General features: G+C 46.3%; 22 protein-coding genes and 2 other annotated features. Of the genes, 6 read left to right on the forward strand and 16 right to left on the reverse strand.

Annotated features, from left to right (window positions below; genetic code table 11):
- Nucleotides 1-259: 259 nt before the first annotated feature.
- Nucleotides 260-599: a binding site (T-box leader), on the reverse strand.
- Nucleotides 600-666: 67 nt separating this feature from the next.
- Nucleotides 667-1,025, reverse strand: a binding site (T-box leader).
- Nucleotides 1,026-1,116: 91 nt separating this feature from the next.
- The 6 genes from tsaD to BLS69_RS17230 all read right to left on the reverse strand — a co-directional run bounded on the left by tsaD (nucleotide 1,117) and on the right by BLS69_RS17230 (nucleotide 4,966).
- The gene (gene tsaD, locus BLS69_RS17205; RefSeq protein ID WP_091033774.1) at nucleotides 1,117-2,172 is read right to left on the reverse strand and encodes a tRNA (adenosine(37)-N6)-threonylcarbamoyltransferase complex transferase subunit TsaD; all 1,056 of its coding nucleotides are present in this window, start codon (nucleotides 2,170-2,172) and stop codon (nucleotides 1,117-1,119) included.
- On the reverse strand, nucleotides 2,169-2,690 hold the full coding sequence (gene rimI, locus BLS69_RS17210; RefSeq protein WP_036668955.1) for a ribosomal protein S18-alanine N-acetyltransferase: 522 nt from the start codon (nucleotides 2,688-2,690) through the stop codon (nucleotides 2,169-2,171). Before rimI ends, tsaD begins: the two co-directional genes overlap by 4 nt.
- A 198-nt stretch (nucleotides 2,691-2,888) precedes the next feature.
- On the reverse strand, nucleotides 2,889-3,737 hold the full coding sequence (tsaB, locus tag BLS69_RS17215) for a tRNA (adenosine(37)-N6)-threonylcarbamoyltransferase complex dimerization subunit type 1 TsaB (RefSeq protein WP_091035102.1): 849 nt from the start codon (nucleotides 3,735-3,737) through the stop codon (nucleotides 2,889-2,891).
- Between the two features lie 2 nt (nucleotides 3,738-3,739).
- Nucleotides 3,740-4,222 (reverse strand): tRNA (adenosine(37)-N6)-threonylcarbamoyltransferase complex ATPase subunit type 1 TsaE, encoded by a 483-nt coding sequence (gene tsaE / locus BLS69_RS17220; RefSeq protein WP_091033777.1) that lies wholly within the window; start codon nucleotides 4,220-4,222, stop codon nucleotides 3,740-3,742.
- A gap of 266 nt (nucleotides 4,223-4,488) precedes the next feature.
- Complete coding sequence (locus BLS69_RS17225; protein WP_026081228.1) at nucleotides 4,489-4,665, reverse strand: H-type small acid-soluble spore protein; 177 nt, start codon at nucleotides 4,663-4,665, stop codon at nucleotides 4,489-4,491.
- Nucleotides 4,666-4,669: 4 nt separating this feature from the next.
- Nucleotides 4,670-4,966 carry a hypothetical protein gene (locus BLS69_RS17230; RefSeq protein WP_091033779.1) on the reverse strand — a complete coding sequence of 99 codons (297 nt, stop codon included), beginning with the start codon at nucleotides 4,964-4,966 and terminating at the stop codon, nucleotides 4,670-4,672.
- Between the two features lie 264 nt (nucleotides 4,967-5,230).
- Here BLS69_RS17230 and BLS69_RS17235 point away from each other — a divergent pair, with 264 nt between their 5' ends.
- From BLS69_RS17235 to ligD, 5 genes are all read left to right on the forward strand, one after another.
- Nucleotides 5,231-6,145: a non-homologous end joining protein Ku gene (locus tag BLS69_RS17235; protein ID WP_091033781.1), complete on the forward strand. Its 915-nt coding sequence runs from the start codon at nucleotides 5,231-5,233 to the stop codon at nucleotides 6,143-6,145.
- 317 nt (nucleotides 6,146-6,462) lie between these two features.
- A complete protein-coding gene (locus BLS69_RS17240) occupies nucleotides 6,463-7,332 on the forward strand; it encodes a VOC family protein (protein WP_076327296.1) in 870 nt (289 codons plus the stop codon).
- 177 nt (nucleotides 7,333-7,509) lie between these two features.
- Nucleotides 7,510-8,622, forward strand: coding sequence for a GerAB/ArcD/ProY family transporter (locus tag BLS69_RS17245; protein ID WP_176872752.1), 1,113 nt, complete (start codon nucleotides 7,510-7,512; stop codon nucleotides 8,620-8,622).
- Nucleotides 8,623-8,657: 35 nt separating this feature from the next.
- Nucleotides 8,658-9,608, forward strand: a complete 951-nt coding sequence (locus tag BLS69_RS17250; protein WP_091033787.1) for an ATP-dependent DNA ligase — start codon at nucleotides 8,658-8,660, stop codon at nucleotides 9,606-9,608.
- Nucleotides 9,609-9,679: 71 nt separating this feature from the next.
- Nucleotides 9,680-10,570 carry a non-homologous end-joining DNA ligase gene (ligD, locus tag BLS69_RS17255; RefSeq protein WP_091033789.1) on the forward strand — a complete coding sequence of 297 codons (891 nt, stop codon included), beginning with the start codon at nucleotides 9,680-9,682 and terminating at the stop codon, nucleotides 10,568-10,570.
- 55 nt (nucleotides 10,571-10,625) lie between these two features.
- On the opposite strand, the gene BLS69_RS17260 is transcribed toward ligD, so the two are convergent.
- Nucleotides 10,626-11,537, reverse strand: coding sequence for a YitT family protein (locus tag BLS69_RS17260; protein ID WP_091033792.1), 912 nt, complete (start codon nucleotides 11,535-11,537; stop codon nucleotides 10,626-10,628).
- Nucleotides 11,538-11,885: 348 nt separating this feature from the next.
- A complete protein-coding gene (gene cls, locus BLS69_RS17265) occupies nucleotides 11,886-13,325 on the reverse strand; it encodes a cardiolipin synthase (RefSeq protein WP_091033795.1) in 1,440 nt (479 codons plus the stop codon).
- Nucleotides 13,326-13,701: 376 nt separating this feature from the next.
- On the opposite strand from cls, the gene BLS69_RS17270 reads away from it, so the two are divergent.
- Nucleotides 13,702-15,060, forward strand: coding sequence for a hemolysin family protein (locus tag BLS69_RS17270; RefSeq protein ID WP_091033797.1), 1,359 nt, complete (start codon nucleotides 13,702-13,704; stop codon nucleotides 15,058-15,060).
- A gap of 120 nt (nucleotides 15,061-15,180) precedes the next feature.
- On the opposite strand, the gene BLS69_RS17275 is transcribed toward BLS69_RS17270, so the two are convergent.
- The 8 genes from BLS69_RS17275 to BLS69_RS17310 all read right to left on the reverse strand — a co-directional run bounded on the left by BLS69_RS17275 (nucleotide 15,181) and on the right by BLS69_RS17310 (nucleotide 22,596).
- Entirely contained in the window at nucleotides 15,181-16,770 is a 1,590-nt protein-coding gene (locus BLS69_RS17275; protein ID WP_091033800.1) for an alpha/beta hydrolase family protein, read from the reverse strand.
- Between the two features lie 52 nt (nucleotides 16,771-16,822).
- Nucleotides 16,823-17,923, reverse strand: a complete 1,101-nt coding sequence (locus tag BLS69_RS17280; protein WP_091033803.1) for a DUF1648 domain-containing protein — start codon at nucleotides 17,921-17,923, stop codon at nucleotides 16,823-16,825.
- A 24-nt stretch (nucleotides 17,924-17,947) separates the two neighbouring features.
- Entirely contained in the window at nucleotides 17,948-18,343 is a 396-nt protein-coding gene (locus tag BLS69_RS17285) for a GntR family transcriptional regulator (protein ID WP_036611299.1), read from the reverse strand.
- A 221-nt stretch (nucleotides 18,344-18,564) separates the two neighbouring features.
- Nucleotides 18,565-19,638, reverse strand: a complete 1,074-nt coding sequence (locus BLS69_RS17290) for an AI-2E family transporter (RefSeq protein WP_091033806.1) — start codon at nucleotides 19,636-19,638, stop codon at nucleotides 18,565-18,567.
- Nucleotides 19,639-19,813: 175 nt separating this feature from the next.
- Nucleotides 19,814-20,593: an ABC transporter permease gene (locus BLS69_RS17295; protein ID WP_091033808.1), complete on the reverse strand. Its 780-nt coding sequence runs from the start codon at nucleotides 20,591-20,593 to the stop codon at nucleotides 19,814-19,816.
- Nucleotides 20,586-21,494 (reverse strand): ABC transporter ATP-binding protein, encoded by a 909-nt coding sequence (locus tag BLS69_RS17300; protein WP_091033811.1) that lies wholly within the window; start codon nucleotides 21,492-21,494, stop codon nucleotides 20,586-20,588. The genes BLS69_RS17295 and BLS69_RS17300 overlap by 8 nt, the downstream gene beginning before the upstream one ends.
- 32 nt (nucleotides 21,495-21,526) lie before the next feature.
- The gene (locus tag BLS69_RS17305) at nucleotides 21,527-21,778 is read right to left on the reverse strand and encodes a hypothetical protein (protein WP_143023589.1); all 252 of its coding nucleotides are present in this window, start codon (nucleotides 21,776-21,778) and stop codon (nucleotides 21,527-21,529) included.
- Nucleotides 21,779-22,074: 296 nt separating this feature from the next.
- On the reverse strand, nucleotides 22,075-22,596 hold the full coding sequence (locus BLS69_RS17310; RefSeq protein ID WP_091033814.1) for a hypothetical protein: 522 nt from the start codon (nucleotides 22,594-22,596) through the stop codon (nucleotides 22,075-22,077).
- Nucleotides 22,597-22,657: the final 61 nt, after the last annotated feature.

The following is a 22,657-nucleotide window of genomic DNA, read 5'->3' on the forward strand; positions in this document are numbered from 1 at the left end:
GCCGTCACTGTTGTTATATATTTTGTTTGTAAACGCGTATGTTGTTTGTAGCTTAGTCCTTGGTAATCATTAAAGCCTGTTGAATTTTTAGTGCCTATACTTGATGTTCGATGTTCATTACTCGTTACATATCCTGCTTACCCTCATAACAGAGTGTACGTCGACTTACACCCTGACCTTCTGACTTTTCAATCTCCATATGGTTCTTCCCATGCCCACCCTGCTGCCGGCAGCAAACACAAATAACCCGCCATCTCATATAAGAGACGGCGGGTTATTATCCCCTCCGCGGTACCACTCTCGCTTGATGGGCCAGGCTTGCGCCAGACTCCATCCACCTCGTCGTCTCCGAGATCCAATGGATTGTGCATGTGCACACGACACCACTGGAATTCGGAGAAACACCCTATAACGGGGGTTAACCGTTGCTATGTAACACATGTTATTGTCCATCAGGACAACTGGGCGATTGATATCGTCCCCACGCTTCCACAGCTCCGTTCCCGGGCGAGATTCGAATGATTCCAGCCACTGCGTCGCACCACCCCGCAGCTCTCTGAGCGCTTTATCGTTCTACTGCTCCCGTTCATCACATTTATAATATGACCTATCTTCATTTATCCTTATTTTGAAAATCAAAAAAAGCCTGCCACCTCATGCAATAATGCAAGAGACGACAGGCTGTTCACCTTCGCGGTACCACTCTTGTTGACTTACTTCCTGTTCATTCAAGACAACCCCTGAATGCTTTCGCATATCCGGATCCCTTGAAGCAGCCTGAAAGCCCCCTCAGTTATCGTCAGTTGATCCTTGTAATAACGGTCCTACCGACAACGGCCCATTCACGGAGGCAACCCGTAACCATGTACTTTGGGCCATGATCGGCCTTCGGATTCTCCCGGGGAGTCACCGTGTTCCATCGTTCCGCTTCCAGGTGAGTTTCAGGTTTCCTTCGACTGCGTTGCACCATACCGCAGCTCTCTAAGACCGGGAATGACCTTACTATTCCTGTTCATCGCGTTTATCAGTTCAGGAATCTGAATTCCTGTTTAAATTTGTAACTAAATATACATTCTTTACATCCCTGCTGTCAACTCTTAATCTCAAACTGCCTGACTATACGGATTGAACGGACCATTCCTCCAGGGAAAGTCCTGGATCTGCCTTCGCATCAAATTCAGCAATTTCTCCCCGCTGCCATTTCAGATACGCAGCCGCTCCAATCATGGCCGCGTTATCCGTACAATATTCCATTGGCGGGATTAACAGTTCAAGCCCTTCCTTCGTGCATCGCTCCTGTAATGCCGAGCGCAACCCCCGGTTAGCTGCAACACCACCACATAATAACAGTTGACGTGAACCATACTCACGAACTGCTCTAACGGCTTTCTCCACCAACACTTCAACAACAGCTTCCTGGAAACCACGTGCAACAGCAGACGGCTCCAAGGTTTCTCCGCGCATTTTGGCCTGGTTGAGCGCATTCAGTACAGCAGACTTCAGACCACTGAGACTGAAATCGTACGAACCTGCTTCCAGCCATACCCGTGGTAATGGCACTACGTCCTCCGCTTCAGATGCCATCCGGTCCACATGCGGGCCACCCGGATAAGGACAACCCAATGCACGTGCTACTTTGTCATACGCTTCGCCTACAGCATCATCACGTGTACGACCAATCAGTTTGAACTTACCCTCGGATTCCATATGCACAAGTTCTGTATGTCCACCAGATACGACCAGTGCCATCGCTGGATATTGCAGTTCATGAGTAAGTCGGTTGGCATAGATATGCCCGGCAATATGATGTGTGCCGATGAGCGGTTTGCCCAGTGCCATGGCCAGCGTTTTGGCCGCAACAATACCCACCAGCAGTGCACCGACCAGCCCCGGACCTTGCGTCACGGCAATTGCACTTAGATCACGTGGACGAATGCCGGACTGTTCGATCGCCTGTTCCAGCATCAACGTAATGACTTCAACGTGTTTGCGTGAAGCCACTTCAGGTACAACACCACCAAATGCCTTATGCGTCTCGATCTGACTTGAGATCAGATTGGACAGCACTTCCCGTCCATCTTTGACTACTGCTACCGATGTTTCATCACAGCTTGTCTCCACCGCCAAAATGTAGGATGGTGCAGAATTTATTTTTTCATTGAGTTCGTTCATGAATCCAGTACGCTTCCTTCCTCTTCGCCGCTCCGGCCTGCAGACGGCAAGTTCGCCCACATAATCATCGCATCTTCCCCATTATCGGAGTAATACCCTTTACGAAGACCCGCCGATTCAAACCCTTTTTTCTGATATAAACGCTGTGCAATGCTGTTCGAGACTCTGACCTCCAGCGTCATTCGTTCCATCCCGAGATAAGCCGCTGTGCTCATTAATTCATCCAGTAACTTTTCGCCAAGCTTGCGTCCACGATACGCGCCTCTGACTGCAATATTGGTAATATGGGCTTCATCCATGATTGTCCACATACCTGCATAGCCAATGGCTTTTCCTTCTAATTCCATCACCATATATTTAGCAAAATGATTGTGTGTCAATTCATTTTGAAATGCTTCTTCCGTCCAGGGCAGGGTAAAGGCCTCATGTTCAATCTCCATCACATCGGGAATATCCGCGAGTGTCATGAACCTGAACTGAAGCGTTGCTTCCTGCTTATTATTCGCCACGTTGTCCATCTGCTTTCCCCCCTTTAGTGCGTGTTCAAAAAGACCGGTTTTCAGTACCGAGAAGATGGGATGAAGCTAGAAATGGAGTAGCGGAGCGTAGGGAAAACTACGTGAGCAACGGACATTTCGGCTGAATTCCATAATCGATGCTGATGATGCCACCAGGCATCCTTCGTAATCAAAAGCGGACTTTTTGAACAACCTCTTTCAGCCTTTGCGCAGAAGATTGGCTTCCGCTTCAGACAGCTGGGTGTAGTTTGGCACCAGCGCATGCACGTCATCACGCTGACCTGCAAGCAGCGCGGCGGCGCCAAGGCGCCCAACCCAGCGGCCTTCCAGCTCATAAGGTACGAGCTGGAGCGCCGTTCCTGCGGGGCAGCGAAGCTCCGCCGCTGCCGCAGCATGAGGGCCCGTCTCGCCGACGATCCAGACGGCTGCGGGCCGCTCTTCCGGCGCCGCCTCCGCCATGCGGGCGGCGAGGGCTTCCAGCCATCCGTCCATCTTGCGGATGGCATCAGGCGCCAGACGCCGGGGCGCATCGCTCCCGGCGGAGGCAAACAGCGCGGTGCACGCTTGACCGCGCCGTGCATCCACAAGCGGAACGATCCAGTGGACAGGGGCAGCACTTGTGCTGCCCTGGTCCGCGGATGGCGTTCCGCCAGCCCCTGCTGCGGCATCCTCTGCCGCAGCTTCCGCCTTGGCGGCGAGGCCGCTGTGCCAGCCGCCCCAGGCGATGGCCTGAAGGCTGGACACCCCGGCTACGGGGATGTCCCACGCCCAGGCCAGTGTCTTCGCCGCGGTCACCGCAATGCGGATGCCCGTGTACGAGCCTGGGCCAACGCCAACGGCAATGCCGTCCAGTTGGCCAGGCTGTGTGTTGCTGGCGGCCAGCAGCTGCTCCATCACCGGTACAACGTGTACCGAATGGTTGCGCTCAGCCCGTTCATTGCGTTCTTGCAGAAGCGCATGATCTTCCATCATCGCAGCTGCCATCACTGCGGTGGATGTATCCAACGCCAAAAACCGCTGACGCGGCTCTTTTTGTAAATCTTCCATCATCATTTGACCCCATTCTGTCTGAACTGTCGGCACATGGCTGCATAAGTCTCGCCGTACCCATCCAGTGTAATCGTTCGATCCTCCAGGCTCGTTGTTTCAATCTGCACATGCAAATGCTCTTGCGGCAGCAATTCGGGAATGATACTCGACCACTCCACCAGACTGACTCCGGCTCCATAGAAATATTCATCAAGTCCAAGCTCATCCGCTTCTTCCAGCGATATGCGATATACATCCATGTGATATAAAGGCAGACGCCCTTCGTACTCCTTGATTAGCGTGAATGTGGGACTGCTTACCACATCACGTACACCCAAATGCCAGGCAAATTTCTGTGAAAATGCCGTTTTTCCCGCGCCCAGATCACCATCCAAAGCAATCACCATGCCGGCGTTTGCCTGTCTGGCGAGTGCGGAAGCGAGTGCTTCTGTATCTGCAATGCCATGGGATTGATACACCCACTGCTCGTGCGTCTGATTCAATATTCGCCCCACCTTTGGCGGTCCAGCCGCCTGAGTTCACTTTGAACCTTATTATATCGGTCCCTTTCTTCCCCCGCAACATCCAAGGAGGCAAGCGGAAGTATAACATGCATTATTAGACGTGTCTCAAAACTCGCTTCCTTCGAAGTTTCAAACACCTACTGGGAAAAACCAAAAACCGGCACCTCTCGGTACCGGCCGTGTTATGCATATATTTCAGCTTTTATTCATTCTCGAATCCCTCAATAACTATATGCTACTTGTATCTACTCCTCCAAGCGATCCACACGTACCGTCTGGGTATTTCCCGGTCTGCTGCCAACCTGAACGGTCGCCATGCCATTGGCTTCATCCACGTTTTCGATCCAGACTGGATCTCCCTCCAAGGTAACGGCAATGGTATCCTTGGAATCATAGATCGCTTTGGCGCGCTTTGCATCCATCATCTTATTCATACTCCCCTTCCGGATCATCATGTGATTCTCGAACCATGCTGTCTGTTGTACTTTCACCAATATAACCGTTATCTTCCGTAACCTGTCCACCGCCTAACCCTTCATTCACCATCCGGTCAATGTCGAGCATGAACGACTCCCGATCAAGGGGCAATTTTTCAGAAGTGACCGCTTCCCAGTTTACAGCTGTAGCAGGTGTATAGAATTCTTCAGCGCTTTCGGCTTCCGCAAGAGGATATGGCGAAAATGCATGCTTGTGTGCTTCTTCCTCATCACGTCTGTTCTTCAATATTGCACCTCCCGGCATATGTGCTGCGAGAATAACTACCTATCCCATGCCCATCTTCCTGTCGGAATTCAAGCATGTTTCTGTTATCATCCCCGAGTCTCGCCGAACCATACGAATTCGTTCGTCCATTAGACGATTATCCCTTGCGCCAGATGCCCATACTATTAAATATAAATCCGTGTTCAAAAAGTCCAGTTTTCAGTACCGAGAAGATGGAATTTTTGAACAACCTCTAAAAGGTACCTCAATGAAAGGAGCCGATCTATGCATACCGTCTGGAAAGGTGCAATCAGTTTTGGCCTTGTGCATGTCCCTGTCAAAATGTTCTCGGCTACCGAAGACAAAGACATCTCCATGCGCTATATCCATAAAGTCTGCGGCAGCCCGCTCGCTTATGTTCGTCAATGTCCCTCCTGTGAAGTGGACGTCAAGTGGGAAGAGATTACCAAAGGCTATGAATATGAAAAAGGAAAGTTTGTACTCTTCGAGAAAGATGAATTGGAAGCGTTAAATGATTCCACCGGCAAAACCATTACCATACTGGATTTTGTCGACTTGACTGAGATTGACCCGATTTATTTTCAGAAAACATATTACCTATCGCCCGATCAGGCTGGTGGAAATGCCTACCAGCTCTTGATGAACGCGATGCGGGATACCGGCAAAATTGGCATCGCCAAAATCTCCATTCGCTCGAAGAGCAGTCTGGCTGCCATACGTGTGCTGGAAGATTGCCTCTCCATGGAGACAATTTTCTACCCGGACGAGATTCGCCCTGTCTCCCAGGTGCCCAACTTGCCGGAAGTACAGAACGTGAATGAGAAGGAACTCACGATGGCAAAGCTGCTGATTGACCAATTGTCCACGCCTTTTGAACCCGGTAAATACACCGATGACTACCGCAGCAAACTGCTGGATCTCATTCAGCACAAAGTGGCAGGCGAAGAAATCAAGATTGCTCCAGCCAAACCTGAAGCCAATGTAATGGATTTGATGGCTGCCTTACAGGCTAGTATCGAGGCCGTGAAGCCTATTCCGGCTGACCCTGGGACAACAACGGCCAAGCCTAAGAAACATGCACCGCGAAGAACGCCTGCTCAAGCGGTTGCCGGAGGAGAATCCGATACACCTGCGACACCAGCCAAAAGAAAAAAGGCGACACCCAAACCAAAAGTTTGAATGTCGCTAAGGCAAGACCGATTCCGTTATATAACTCATGTAATGAGGTTTACTCCGATCCGGCTTCACAGTCGGATTTTTTTGTTTTACAGAACTATGGAAACAGTTCTTGTCAGTAAAACTCCAGCTATAATCGTAAAATACGATTGACGAAAGCTGATTTATATTTTATATTAACTTATGAAAAGTAACTTATTTATAAATATACAGTCACGCTGTAATTCTGCTTTAACAGTATGCAATTAAATAATCCGTTTTCAACGCATATACACAATCAAACGAGAACCCATATTATCTATGATCAGGAGGAAACAATCATGAATACAACGTATCAAATCCCTGCCACAACCCATCTGGGTGAAGTGAGTCTGCGAATTATGAACCTAGATCGTTCAATTAAGTTCTATACCGAAGTGGTTGGATTGAAATTACTGGAGCGTAGTGACAAAGTGGCTACGTTGACAGCAGACGGAAAACAGTCCCTGCTGCGATTGGAAGAGCTCACGGATGGAATTACCCTGCCGGAACGCTCACACGCTGGCTTGTATCATTTCGCCATCCTGCTGCCCGACCGCAAGTCCCTGGGTCTTGCTCTTCGTAATCTGGCTGCATCCGGTATCGATATCGGCCAAGGCGATCACTTGGTCAGCGAAGCCTTCTATATCTCCGATCCCGATCAGAACGGGATTGAGATCTATGCTGACCGTGCACGTGATACCTGGAAACGGGATAGCGACAATAACTACGTAATGGCAAGTGATCCTGTTGATGTGGAAAGCTTGTTTGCCATATCGGAGAATGAACCTTGGCAGGGTCTGCCTGCTGGCACCGTTATTGGTCATGTACATTTCCACGTCCGCAGCCTGGAAGAAGCCCGCAACTATTACGCCGGCATACTCGGTTTTGATATCGTGGGTAACTTTGCGAACATGTCAGCACTATTTGTATCCGCAGGCGGCTATCATCATCATCTGGGACTTAATATCTGGGCAGGAGTGAATGCACCTGTCAATCCAGATAACGCTACAGGAATTGACTACTTCACCATTGTGTACGCCACAAAGGAACAATTGGATCAGGCACTTGAACAATTGCGTCAATCCGGTACAGTCGTTACACAAGTGGAAGGTACCTGGTTTACGGTAGACCCACAAAATATTCGTATCCGTCTGACAACTGCGAACTGATTTTGTTTAGGCGTTACAATATGTTTGCTTAACCTCATTTTATTAAGCCCGGGTAACTGATTTCTCTACATCTCAGAGAGATCGGCTGCACGGGCTTTTTGAGTTGGCTTTTATAAAACTGGCACAATTGGTGCATTCTAACCAATACAGAGACAAGATATGTTAAGGAGATACCTCATGATCGAAAAGGGACGTTTGACTGTTAGACAGCTCGCTTCACTCATGTTCCTGTGCACAATTGGGGAGCAGATTCTGGTCTTCCCTTCCATGATCACATCCTACGCTCATCAGGATGCCTGGTTATCAGCCTTGTTGGGAGTCGCAGGGGGCCTTGGCATACTCTTCATTATGCTTGTTGCCTACAAACTGCATCCCCGGTTGAATCTGATTCAAAATGCCCTTCGAACACTGGGACCCTGGATCGGAACCTTGTTTGGCTCTTTTTATCTCTTTTATTTCCTGATCAGTACCTCAACGTTCATTAGGGAGATTGGCGATTTTATGTCTACCCAAATCTTGCCGGAATCTCCATTACTGATTCTGCATTTAGTTTTTATGTGTGCGCTTGTCTGGGGGCTTCTGTCGGGTCTGGAGAGCATTGGTAAAACTGCTGAGGTCTTTCTTCCTCTGATCGTGTTGTTTCTGCTTATTCTGACGGTATGTCTAATCCCCCATGTACATTTGGCCAACATCCAACCTGTGCTTGCACAAGGATTTCTTGATCCATTCAAAGGTTTTGTTGCTGTACTCACATATCCCTACTGTGAACTATGCATCTTCATGATGCTTTTTCCCTACACAAAAAAAGAACCCCATCTGGAGAAGGACATCCTGTTAGCAGGGATGATCGGCGGTTTGTTACTCACACTGACGCTCAGTATGTGTCTGCTCGTTATGGGACCATGGATGACCCAGCATCACTGGTTCGCTTCATTCATCCTTTCACAGAAAATCAATATCGGAAACTTTATGCAACGCATCGAAGCCTTCATAGCATCGGTCTGGATTATCGCTGTTTTCTTCAAAGCCGCTCTGTTCTTCTATGGTTTTGTCCTGGGCGTCGCTCACCTGTTTCGCTTGTCCAGTCACCGTTCTCTGATCCTGCCGGGTGCCATGCTTATTCTCGCCATGTCTATTCTAATCTCTCCGAACGAGAACTTTTATCTCAAGGTTGTTATTCCCTATTGGATTGATTGGGATCTGACCTGTGGCATAGCACTTCCGTTACTTCTAATTCTGGTGCATCATATGAAGTCCCGCTTCAAAAGATATAGTAAAATTCCGAATTAACCTGCGCTAATTGGTGTACGAGAGAGGAGTTCCCCATGTTCAAACCGTTGATTCCGTTCGAACCTATCTCCAGAGATACTTTGCCCACAGGTCCGCAATGGATTGCCCAGGTCAAGTGGGATGGAGTCCGCATGCTTGCCTATGAGGACGGGCATGAGCTGCGCCTGGTGAATCGCAGATTACATGATCGAACCGCACAGTATCCCGAGCTGGTAACACCACGCAATTTATGTTCAGGAACCTCTTATATCTTGGATGGAGAAGTTATTGCGCTGGACCCAGACACCGGAAAACCTTCGTTTTATCACGTTCTGCGGCGGGATCGGATGAGCAGACCCGAAGGTATCGCCCAAGCCATACATCAGATTCCAGTCACATATATGGTATTTGATATCCTGTTTTATGAGGGGAAATGGGTGACGGATCAGCCTTTGGCAGATCGACAGCGCCTGTTGCACGAGGTCCTTAACACCGCTCCCCATGTTCAGGAGGTCACCAATACACTTGATGCCTCTTCCCTGCTTACGGTCATGAGACAACATCAGATGGAAGGCATTGTCTGCAAGGATCTCACCAGCAGTTATGGCATACAGGGCAAGGATCAACGCTGGCAGAAGGTCAAAATCATGCATGATGTATATGCCATGATCGGGGGAGTCACGTACCGGAGCGGTATTGTGAATGCCGTCGCGGTTGGTGTATATGATGGGCCAAACTTTGTCTATATTGGTCATGTTGGGACTGGCAAATTGAACTCCAATACGTGGCGGGAACTCACACATCAAGTCGAGCCTCTGATCAGGCAGGACAGACCGTTCCATAATGTACCCGAGCGCAGTGCAGAGACCACCTGGGTGGAACCGCGAATAGGAGTCAAAGTGCAATATATGGAGCTGACTCATCATAACACTCTACGCCATCCCAGTATTCAGACCTTCGCGGATGTAACCCGTGAGGATTGTCTGGCGAACCAGCTTCTTCAATGATGAAGAGTTCGCTGCACTCGTGTTTCGGCCCATGTTTCAATAATTCATTAAGCATATAGGAGGTGTTCCATATGGCCCCCAAGATCCAGGGAACCATCATAATAGAAGGCACTGAGCTGACGGTCACAAACCCGGATAAGCTCTTATGGCCGGAAGCAGGTGTTACCAAAGCCATCTATCTGCAAAAGCTGGCCGCTCTGGCTCCTTATCTGCTCACGTATACGAGCAATCGACTTCTCACCACGATAAGATATCCCCACGGCGCCGGAGGAACATTTTTCTATCAAAAGAATGCTCCTGAGCCTGTACCAGATTATGTACACACTGAAGTTCACGACGGCATCCGCTATGTGGTCATGAATGGACTTCCCGAATTGTTATGGCTTGGCAATCTGGCTGCACTTGAATTTCATCCTTCTCTGCATACTGTGGGAAGCCATCTGCCCAGTGAATGGATGATTGATCTGGACCCCTCTCAGGAACATGAGCCGCGGATCATGCAAGCTGCACTCATCGTTGGCGAAACCCTGACTTCCCTTGGTCTGAGGTCCATTCCCAAAACTTCGGGCGCAACAGGAGTTCAGATCATCGTTCCCATTGTGCAAGGGGTAACCTTTGATGAATTGAGAGAGGTTGGTTATTTTGTAGGCAAATATGTCACTCAAAAGCACCCGGATCTGTTCACACTGGAACGACTCAAAAAGGACCGTGGAGACCGCATTTATTTTGACTATCTCCAGCATTATGGAGGCAAGACCCTTGCCGCTCCCTATACACCACGTGCCAAATCTGGCGCCACTGTCTCTACACCCCTTACCTGGGATGAGGTTAGAAGTAACGTCTCCATCCAGGATTACCATCTGATGAACATTATTGAACGCTTGAACCAAACCGGTGATTTAATCGCAGCTGTTGAACCCCAACCCGTTGAACACATTCTCAAACATTTGAAGAAAAAATAGCCGACTCCCTCATCATAAGGGTGTCGGCTATTATCATTCATGCGTATATCAATCGCTAATGGATACCTTTTTTCTTGAAACGTCCGCCCTTCACGTCATGAATGTTACCGATAGCCACAAAGGCATGCGGGTCCCAATCTTCAACGATGGTCTTCAGCTTCGCTTCTTCCAAACGGGTGATCACCACAAAAATGATCTTTTTCTCGTCCCCGCTGAATCCGCCCTCTCCATCCAGGAAAGTTACACCACGACCAAGACGGTCTGTCAGGGCTGAACCGATATCACGATATTTCTCACTAATGATCCATACCGATTTGGACTGGTCAAGTCCTTCATTCACAATATCAATCATCTTCATCGCAATATAATATGCAATCATGGAATACAGGGCATTCGGCCAGCCGAATACAAATCCTGCACCTGCGAAAATAAACACGTTAATGAACAACACGATCTGTCCTACAGACAAAGGTGACTTCTCACTAAGCAAAATGGCCACAATCTCCGTACCATCCAGTGAACCGCCAGACCGAATGACAAGTCCAACTCCCACACCCAGGATCAATCCGCCAAATACAGCTCCGAGCAAAGGCTCCCCTGGTGTTAATGCAGGAACGTGGTGCAATAATGATGTCCCGATGGACATGACCACAATCCCCAGCAGCGTGGATAACGCAAATGTTTTACCAATCTGCTTGTAACCAAGAATCAGGAAAGGCAAGTTGAGCAAGGTCAGGAATACTCCGAGTGGCAAATTTGTAAGTTCTGACACCATAATTGAAATCCCCGTAATCCCACCATCAATAACACCATTCGGTACGAGAAACACTTCAAGCGATACAGCCATTAGTGCAGCACCGATCAGAATCATCACAATACGTTGCAGCAGCTTTAATGTAAACACCGAGCTTTTGACCCCGCGGTCAGCTTGCTTGGCTGTTAGTTCTTTCACCGTTACATTGGACATGGTATCCCCCCCGTTAAATCAGTGTGTGAATCCATTTTATAAATCATTTAAATACTCAGGGTGAATCTACATATGAAGAACAGCAAACTGCGTTCTATATGTACCCTGGCTATACAGCGCAAGCATCTAAAAGCGATATAAAATGGATTCAAAATGTTATTCATCCCGGTTTGCACTTTCAAAAGAGAGCAAAAGGGAGCCTGTTTTCCCGCAGACTCCCCTCCTTCGCCAAGACATGATTTATATATCTATTATATCATAAAAGATCAAATTTGCGCAAAATACTTAGCAAAAAGAAGATAAATTCACAAAAAGTGAACTTATCTTCAGAAATCTGCCCTAAATCGGCTAAAGAAGCGGAGAAAGCATCCGAGAAAGCATTTCTGCGCCTTTTTGCCGTCGTGAACGCTTCTGAAATACCTCCCCATCGATCTGACTGCATTCCCCGAGATCACGTTCAAAGTCAGTGATCAAACGACGAATCGGAGAGGACTCGAACAGGACAGCCGTTAACTCAAAATTGCAAAAAAAACTGCGCATATCCATATTGGCCGTGCCTACCGTTGCAAGCAACTCATCCACAATCATCACTTTGGCATGTACAAAACCTTTGCGATATTGGAAGAACTCAACACCTGCTCGCAGAAGTTCCTCTACATATGAAAGGGATGCCAAATGAACAAGCTTTGAATCAGATTGATACGGAATGATAATTTTCACATCAACGCCACTGACAGCAGCTGTTTTGAGTGCCTCATACAGGGCAGGATCAGGAATAAAATAAGGTGTGGTAATGTAAATCCGGTCACAAGCTACCGAAATGGCCCCAAAACACATTTCCTGAATGGCATCCCAGTCCTGATCCGGCCCACTGGCCAGAATCTGAATTCGTTCTCCCCCGCTACAGATGTGGGGTGGAAATAATTCCGCAAGCTGGGGTTCGGTAATTCGCTCACCGGAAGCCAATTTCCAGTCGTTCAGGAACGTACTTTGCAGGAAATATACGGCATCTCCCTCAATCTGTACATGTGTATCCCGCCAGAAACCCACCTCCGGATATTGTCCAAGGTAATCATCGCCTACATTGATGCCACCCACGAAACCAACCTGTCCATCCACAACAACAATTTTACGGTGATTCCGGTAGTTGACTCTTCGGTCAATCGTGGCAATCAGTGGCGGTAGAAAATAATGAAACTCCACACCTGCATCCTGCAGTTTGCGGATAAAACTCCAGCTCATCTTGTGACTGCCGAGACCGTCACAAATAAACCGAACCTTCACGCCCTCCTGTGCCTTGCGAATCATGACATCCTGAAACTTCGTACTGATGACATCATCACGGAAAATGTAAAATTCCACATGCAGATGGTGCTTTGCTTTTTCCATTTCCCTCAGCATTGCCGCAAACGCCTCTTCACCATTTGTGAGCACCGTACTGTGGTTACAACCTGTAATCGGGCTCTCCGACAGATGGGATAACAGGTTAAACAATCGATGCTGGTGACTGAAACGATCGCCAGGCATCTGTTCGACATCTCCAATGATGTGGGCTTGTTCCCAGATCGTTTCCTTCATTTCACGGAAGATGCGCGATCCACCCTTGCGGAGTTTTTTTCGTTTGTTATAATCCTGCGCCACGAAATAGTACACTACAAAACCGATCAAAGGCACACAGAACAAAATAAACAGCCAAGCCACAGCTTTAGCCGGATTACGAAATTCCAACAAAAGAATTGTGGCTGCCTGGAAAATAAATACGAGTAATATAATGACCAGCCAGAACATTCGGCTTCCTCCTCAAGTGGCAAGCTTCATGACCTTGCCCTTCTCTCACCTACACAGCTTTGACGATTCTGTATACAGCTAATCATAGATACCCAATGTACCCCCTATTCGTAACGTTTGCTTAGATAAAACTTTACATAAGCAGACGGAATACTTCATTCTGGAAATTCAAATTTCTACTTTGTTCATTGTATATTCTGACTGTGTTACCTTCTACATATCAGTTTAATGATGGAACAGATTCGCATTGTGACGCCAATCTGCTCATTCCACCTTCCAGACTCTTCCTCATTTCTTTGTCTGGAGGTGGTCTTCTTACGTAAAATTAGATATAATAATCGTTAAAAACTTATTACTTAAAGGAGAACAGTAGTGAATGGACAGTGAGAGGTATGCGTTAAATTTAGTATTGGTTGCGATTTTGATAGGACTTTCGGCGTTTTTTGTCGCAGTGGAATTCGCTCTGGTACGGGTTAGACCGAGCCGGATCGACCAAATGATTGCAGAAGGAAACAAGCGTGCGCTGGCTGTTAAACAAGCCGTTGCCAATCTGGATGGCTATTTGTCCGCCTGCCAGCTTGGAATCACGATTACATCTCTGGGACTGGGCTGGCTGGGTGAACCAACGGTAGAGAAAATTCTCCACCCTGTGTTCGAAAGCATGCAAATTCCTGAGGCGGTTTCTTCATTCTTATCGTTTGTAATCGCGTTTGCTTCCATCACGTATCTGCATGTTGTGGTTGGTGAACTCGCTCCAAAAACGATTGCAATCCGGAAAGCCGAGACTGTTGCACTGCTGACGTCTACACCTATCATCTGGTTTAACCGAATTATGTATCCTTTTATCTGGCTGTTAAACGGCTCAGCGAACCAACTGGTGAAACTGTTCGGAATCAAACCTGCTTCTGAACATGAAGATGCACACTCCGAAGAAGAGTTGCAGATCATCATTAATGAAAGCTTTGAAAGTGGTAAAATCAACCAAGCTGAATTCGGTTATGTAAGCCGGATCTTTGCTTTTGATGAGATGTTAGCCAAAGAAATTATGGTACCCCGGACCGATATGGTCTGCCTTTATGTGAATAGAACAAACGAGGAAAACCTGGAGATCATTCGTGAAGAACAATATACACGTTTTCCAGTAGTGAATGAGAGTAAAGACGATATCATCGGTATCATTAATACGAAACAATTCTTCCTGGAACTTTACGGAAACGATGAACCTGTTGATCTATCCTCCCTGATTCAGCCTGTATCGGCTGTTCACGAAACAACTCCTGTGAAGGACTTGCTCAAGAAAATGCAGAAGGATGGCGTCCATATCGCCGTACTTGTCGACGAATATGGAGGAACTTCCGGAATTGTAACCATTGAGGATGTGCTTGAGCAGATTGTTGGTGAGATCCGCGACGAGTTCGACGCAGACGAAGTGGAAGATATTCAAGTCATCAATGAGAACTATGTCATTATGGACGGTAAGGTTTCCTTATCAAAGGTGAACGACATGTTTATGTCCAGCCTGGATGCAGATGAGTGGGACACCATTGGTGGATGGCTCTACAGCCATCGTCCCGAGATGAACGAACAGGAAGAATATGAGTTCGAGAATCTAATCTTTGTTTTGCTGGAAAAAGACAAGAATCGGTTCTACAAAGTGGCCGTTGTTCCCAAGGAACCACTGACCATGTCTGATTATACCGATGAAGACGAGAAAGAGTCCAATTGGTCTAAATAAAGCAAATTTATAAATAAAAAGAGGAACACTTGCCTATATTGGTAAGTGTTCCTCTTTTTATATCTCGCCCCATGTGTCACTTCCCATTGTTATCACTCAACCAAGATTGGAACTCCCGTTTTAGTTTGATTTTAATACCCACTTCGCAATATCATCGATAATGGCTTTGGAGACATTAGATGGCTCAGCGTACTCTTGACCGATTGAAAGTCCATCATAGCTGGATAACAGATGATTTACCTTTGGATAGCTATTGTACGTTACATTGGAATGACCTTGCAGAGACGATTTCCAGGTTTGGAATTGATTCATAGACACTTGCACATCGTTTTCGCCTTGTATAACAAGCATAGGTGTATTTTGTGATTTAGCCAGTTCCGCAGGTACATAATCTCTCTGCTCAAACCACCAATAAGCAGGTTGAAGTGGAAACGCCTCAGGAAGATGATCTACAGAATATTTTGGATCTTTAACCATCGCAGCCACATTTTTATAAAAATCAGCTTGCCCTTGAATGACATCCGTGTCTAAACCAAGCTGCTTCATCCGCTCTACCAATTCGTCCTGCTGCTCGGTAAGCACATCCACAAAGCTACTACTTGGTGCAGCAAGCAGAATACTTCCTGCAATATCATGTTGTTTATCCTCAGCAATAATTAACGGCATTGCAAACCCGCCTTGACTATGTCCAGCTACAAAAATCGCTGTAGAATCAATATGTGCATTCTTTTTAAGCAATTCCACTGCATCGTTTACCTGATCTACGCTCTCTTGTTTTAATGTGAATTTAGGCTGTGAAGCCACCTTATAGGTATGCTCATACGTAACCTTATCGTATCTTAATACAGCAACTCCTTGTGAAGCCAAACCTACCGCAAGATCGCGAAACGGCTTTGCACCACCAATGGCAGCATCTTGATTGCTAGGCCCGGATCCGTGTACCAGAATGACAACCGGGAAAGGTCCCTCTCCCTTGGGCAAAGTTAATGTCCCTGGCAAAGCTAAATCACCCTGACCAACCGTAATGTCTTGTTCTGTATAGGCAGATGGGTCGTCGTAGCTTGGTTTTTGATACATATCTGGCGTAGCGGCGGCAATATGCAAATCATCCACAAGTCCGTTATGATTCATTCTGACCGTAATATTTAAACGAGTCAGCTCTGTTTTGAACGTATAGGTAACATTGCGATGCACTGTATTATTTTCTACATGCTTAGCTATGGCTTCACTTGTAATTTTGCCATTTTGTCCTTCTAAAGCTCCCCACAGCTGGCTCAACAACGTGGGTGACAACACTCCACTCACAGAGGTATGAACATACTTGGCTGCCTCCTTGCCATCGCCCTCACTAATAAGGGAAATGAATATATCCTCAGGTTCTGCCTTCAGCGTCTCGGTAAGAAATGTCCCATCCATATAGGTAACTCCTTTCGTTAACTGAACAGGATTGTCTAAGGATATGGCTTGCCCATTCACCATCGCCTGTTTCTCTCCTACCTTAACTACAATAGTAAGCTCACTTTTTCGTATTGTGATTTCTCCTGTCTTTTGTTGCCAAGATACCTCTGCCCCATTCTTTTCTGCAATCTCACGAACAGGAACAAGATTTTCACTACCAGCGGATTTTTCAGCAGCTTCTGAGATGGATGTCACCGGAAGAATGAGACCTACGAAAGTAAGAGAAAGTAATAGCTTTTTCCAATTGTTCATTGTAATAACTCCTCCTAATCAGTTTTTATGTTATGCATAGATCTATGAGCATTTATTGGCTCAGAACTCTGCTTATAACAACAATAGCAATGATGAATACCAACAGGACCCAAGATAGTGGACGAGCGAAGTTAATCGTCCAGCCTATTCCATAACGCTTTTCTACGGTAAAAGAAGGATCATTGGCATTGAAGTAAATAAAACCAAGCTTCCAATGTTCATCGTCATTCACAGGCTGCTCCTTGGATCGTTCACGATCCTCTTGATGGTTCCGAATTTTCCCACCGCCTTGTCTGCCTGTGAGAGATAGCCCTACCGCGCCTAACAAGATCAGCACAGGGGTAATGAAGATAATACCTTTTAACAAGACGAGATTCGGGACGAACATATTCATCTGAATGAAGGCAAATAAAATGGTAAGAAGCAACCCCGTTATGATCGTAAATAGGGACCATTTACGGCGGAATTGAATATTTTCAGCAGCAAATTGGGCAGGATTAGACGCGGTAAGCTGTTGTTTGCTTGTTTTGATACTCCAGTTCACCAACATCATAAGTGCAATGATGCCTAGCTGCACAAGATTAATAGCCAGTACCGAGAGGTAGGTTTTAGGCGCACTGGAAATGACATGGCCCTGAAGATCATATTTCATTGGAATGACGTTAGGGAGTGCCTTATAATTCAGGATTGAAATGATTCCAATGGCTACAATAATAGCAATGTGAATGAGAAACCAATAGTTGGAATAGGTGAGTTTATTTTGACGGAAGGTGGTATCGATTTTAACCCGTTGAGGTGCGTCTACAGTTGTAAGTGTTCCTTTTATCTTTTTCATCTTGAAATGAAATAAGATGTGTAGTGCTGCCCAGTATACAATAAACAGCACTGTGCAAACACCGGTGATCATTGCCGTAGACTTTTCATTAGCAGATGGGAGTACATACAGACAGACAAGTATAATCATCCCGTTTCCGATCAGACTTACGGTAGCAAACGTACTCCGCAGCTTACGCAAGATGGGTGTGTAGTAATTATACTCACTTACCGTAACCCCAAAGCTGATTGTTTCCCTTGTCACATAAGGTGCAAAAGATAGAAATACGGCTAATGGAGCAAAGATTAAAATGATAGGTAATATACTAAATAGTTGCATACATAACACACCCCCTCGATTCCTTTATTCTTTGTTGTGACCCATCTTCACATCATCATACATTTGGTCTAACACCGCAGATAGTTCCTCTTTGGTCATTCCGCGACAGATCGCTTCGGCAATAATCGGTCTTAATTCTCTTTGCTGCTTTTTCAAAAAATCATCCGTTAAACCAGGCATTCCATCAGGGTTCACTACGACTCCCTTTTGCCTATGAACCAGAATGTATCCATCTTGCTTGAGTAGTGTATAAGCCTTGTTGACGGTGTGAAGGTTAACACCAATATCTGCGGCTAAATTCCGAACCGAAGGTAACGCCTCACCTAGCTGTAACTCACCACTAGCAATGCCTTCAATAATTTGATAAACAAGTTGCGAATAGATGGGAAGTTCGGATTGCATATCCAGTTGAATAATCAAGGGTTCACCTTCTTTTTGTTATCTGTTATATATCAAGTATAACAGCTATAACATGAGTGAGCAATAAAAATGAAAATAAAAATAAAGCCGCATATCCATCGCGAGGGCAAACTTACCTGACCCTTCACCATGGATATGCGGCTTATCCTATGAGCTTATCGATGTGATTCAATAACAAACATTAGTAGTGGCACATGACAGAGTGGTATTTCAGATTCCATTTAAAGTTCAGTCTTATCTTCGACAATCCGATAATGGATTTTGCGAACTATAATTTTCAGAATCATATACAGCGGAATCACGATGATCATACCCAAGATATTTCCCAGGTCAGCACCCACGAGCAAAAGGATAACGGTAGTCAGTGGATGAATATCGAGCTGTTTGCCATAGACGTAAGGTGAGATCAGATTATCCTGAATTTGCTGTGCGATTACAATGATGACCAGTGACCAGATCGCCATCGAAGGTGATTCGATAAACGCAACAATGACAACCGGAATAGCTGCCAGCAAAGCACCCACATAAGGGATGAAGTTTAGAATAATGGATACAACAGTCAGCAGCAAAGCGTAAGGCAAACCTAAGATTAGAAAACCGATGTACATCAGAATCCCTAGGGCTACATTAACAATAACCCGCCCAACAATATAGTTACTTAGTGCTTCATCGATCTCATGGACGGTTTCTTCCCCATCCTTCCGATAATGTCTTGGCAACAATAAGGTTAGATTCGTTCCAAACTTGCTGCCTTCCTTGAGCATGTAATACAACATGATCGGGAACGTTGCCAGAATAATAACCAGATTGGATACCACGGAGAATAACCCGGAGACATAATTGGTTGCCTGAGTGATCCCTTGGCTCAGAACATCGGATAATCGTGAGAATAGATTGGAATCATCAGGCAGGTATCTGGATACAACATTGCTCTTTTCAAGTGCATTCAACTGATCGCTGAGTGAAGTAACCAACGCTGGAGCATTCTCCACAAAATTCATTAATTGTTCACGCAGGGAAGGCCATACAAGCACACTAAAACCTGCAAGTATTAATGCAATTACGACATAAATAATCAGAACTGACAATGCACGTTTGATCTTATGCCTTTCCATATAATCGACAAGCGGGCGCAGCAGATAATAGAAGAAACCGGCAATCAGCAGCGGGATGATGATGATGTGAATCAGTGAGGTCAGGGGGCTGAAAATAAAGTTCACTTTATCCCCCAAATACACGATGAGCAGCAGCAGAATAATCGCTGTGCATATGCGGTAGAACTTGTTATTTATCAAGAAACGTGATCCCTCCATGCGCTGCTCTGCCAAAGTGACTGCGGCGTTCATATGTATATCTAGTCATTTACTTATGATACTAAGTACCCTTAAATGACAGTCATGCCACAGGCGATGTTGAATATACCCTTTTTTCTTTCCAAAACAGCATTGGAGCAAAAAAAAGAAGCAGGCGTTAGCCTGCCACATCTCTTTTGCTGAATACAACCCAGGAAATCACCATGAAAATAACGTAATACACCGCCAGAACTGCAATGGAGAATCCCAGTGTCATTCCTGCACTCGGACCACCCATTAGCGCAAAATCCGCCCCGGAGGTCATGTATTTGCTAAGATCCATGTTGTTGAACAGAACATACTTGGCCCATTCATAACGGACCGGATTGAATATGAGTGAGAAGATACTCTGTGAGAACATAATGAACAGGGATAATCCAATCGCAAGTGCACCTGAACGAAATACGGAGGACACCATAAAGGCAATCGCAAGTGTAATGAACAGATCAACATACAAATATCCCCATAACGTCAGAGCATTACCACTTCCCGAAGGACCATCATGCGAGAACAGTAGATAGGACATACCTGTTGCCATTACAATGACAACCAGAGTACTCAAAATACTGAAGATGATCACGGTGAGGTATTTGGAAGCTAGAATTTTGCTTCGAGACCATGGACGAATAAGCAGCAGTTTGATTGTTCCCCAAGTAAATTCTCCAGCTACCGCTTCCGCTGCAATCACAACACAGAAGATCGTATTCAGAAAGAATACAATTTGCACAGTTGTTACAGCCGCTTCCCAGAATGGAACACCAGCCGACCCCATTCCTTCTCGCAGTAAAACTGGCATTAACAGCGAGATCAGTACCAGAATGGCTAACATGATCCAGGTACGGGGACGACGGAATATTTTCATATTTTCATTCAATATCAGATTACCAAAACTACCCAATGCCTCCACCCCCAGTGACTTGCAAGAATTGTTCTTCCAGGGTGTGAGTCACGTTACGAATACCGTATACTTGAAACCCTTCGCTAACCAGCTTGGCATTGATATCTGGAATCTGCTCACGAGACACCCGTGCCACCAGGACATTGCCCTGTACGACAGCACCCTGAATCAGATCCGCAGCGCGTTCTGCATCATTCACTTCAAAAGCAACTTCAATTAATGCATCCGCACCCGTTTCAGCTCGAAGGTTTCTTACATCGATTAACTTGCCGTTCTGGATAATAGCCACCGTATCACACATCAGTTCCATCTCCGACAGCAAATGGCTTGAGACGAAGACCGTAATGCCTTCCTCTTGAGTGAGCTCACGCAAATAGTCTCTCAGTTCCCGTATGCCCTGCGGGTCCAGTCCATTGGTTGGCTCATCCAGTACAAGCAGCTTCGGTTTATGTAATATCGCTTGCGCGACACCCAGACGCTGGCGCATGCCCAGTGAATAGGTTTTGACCTTATCGTGAATACGGGCCGTAAGCCCCACACGTTCAATCGTTTCCGCAATACGTTCTTTCGTGACTCCCGGCGACATGCGGGCAAAGTGAACGAGATTCTGGTACCCGGTCAGAAACTTGTACATTTCCGGATTTTCTACAATAGCTCCTACCTGGGCTACCGCCTTCTCAAATTCATTCTTCACACTGTGTCCCGAGATCAAAATGTCACCTTTACTGATGGACATCAGTCCAACCATCATCCGAATCGTTGTTGTTTTCCCCGCGCCATTAGGTCCTAAAAAACCAAAAACCTGCCCCGGAGAAATATCCAGAGTCAGGTCGCTGACCAATGATCGGGAGGATATGATTTTGCTGACGCCCTGAATCCGGACGACCGGCTCCTGCTGCATTCAATCCCCTCCTTCATGGACGAGCACATACCTCATGCCCGTTTCTCATATGCACATAGTGTATCATAATCTTTAGTATATTGTCCCGCAAACTGGGATTTCCCCTGACGTTTCGCTTCAACTACACACGCTTCACAGCATCCAAGCGGCATTTCACTCCGGTAGAATCCGGTGCGAAATACGTGATTGCCTCCATTGCCCTCTTCCTTCATTTCGACAGAGCTTCTAGCGACCGACACAATCATCCCACAACTGACACAGTAAAAGCGGCCCGTTTCGATCAATGATATTCCTTCCCCTCACAAGGAGCTTAGAAGTCCTTGTTATTTGTCGTTAGACGCTGAAAATTGATACATTTTGTATCTATCTCGTAATTTACTTGACACCGGGACTAATGTCAAGGCTTTACAGCCATAAAAACAAGCAAAACACAAAAAAAGCTCCAAAAATGCGACAAAAGTCTCGCATTTTTGGAGCCTGATGTTAGGTAAATGATACAATCCGGTTCAATGTATGGGTTAATATCATCATATCGGAGTTCCAGTCTCTTTCACAACGATGCCCACGATGTGATGCCTGATCAATCACTATTCCCGACCTGCGAGGTATCCTCATTTTTCTGATTTGGATAATACCAGAGTAAGGTCCACTCATCGCCATCCTCTACCAGATAACAGGTCTGCACAATATCGAATTGGCCAAAGGTACCTGAGTACTTCTGGGTGACCCGAATTCTGTAGGCTTCAGAAAATGGCTTAATGCCATCAATCACGGTTACATCGAACTCACGCTCCGGCTTTTCCATCTCCAACTCAAACGTTTCCACGCCAAAGTGCTGCATAAATATATGTGCTCTGTTCTGTACGTAAGCACTCTTGGGAAACCGCTCTTTCATCAGGGGATGAAAGAGTTCCCATGAACTGCCGAAGTCACCCGTCTGCTCATATTTGTAAAACTCTTCGGCAACAGCAGCAGCTTCATCCGATGTATCTGCCTGAAACAAATACGGAATGGTTCTGGCAATCAACCACAGCAATAATACAATGATCGCGATGAAGCCGATCTTTTTGAGCAAAGCATTCCGGTTCCTTCTTCGCAGCATGTCCAGTCCTCCTTGTCCTACTCCATACTTATGATGGATGGCAGACAAGTAGAAGTTGAAC

Origin of the sequence: Paenibacillus sp. CF095 (assembly GCF_900101225.1) — a bacterium.
Lineage (GTDB): Bacteria > Bacillota > Bacilli > Paenibacillales > Paenibacillaceae > Paenibacillus.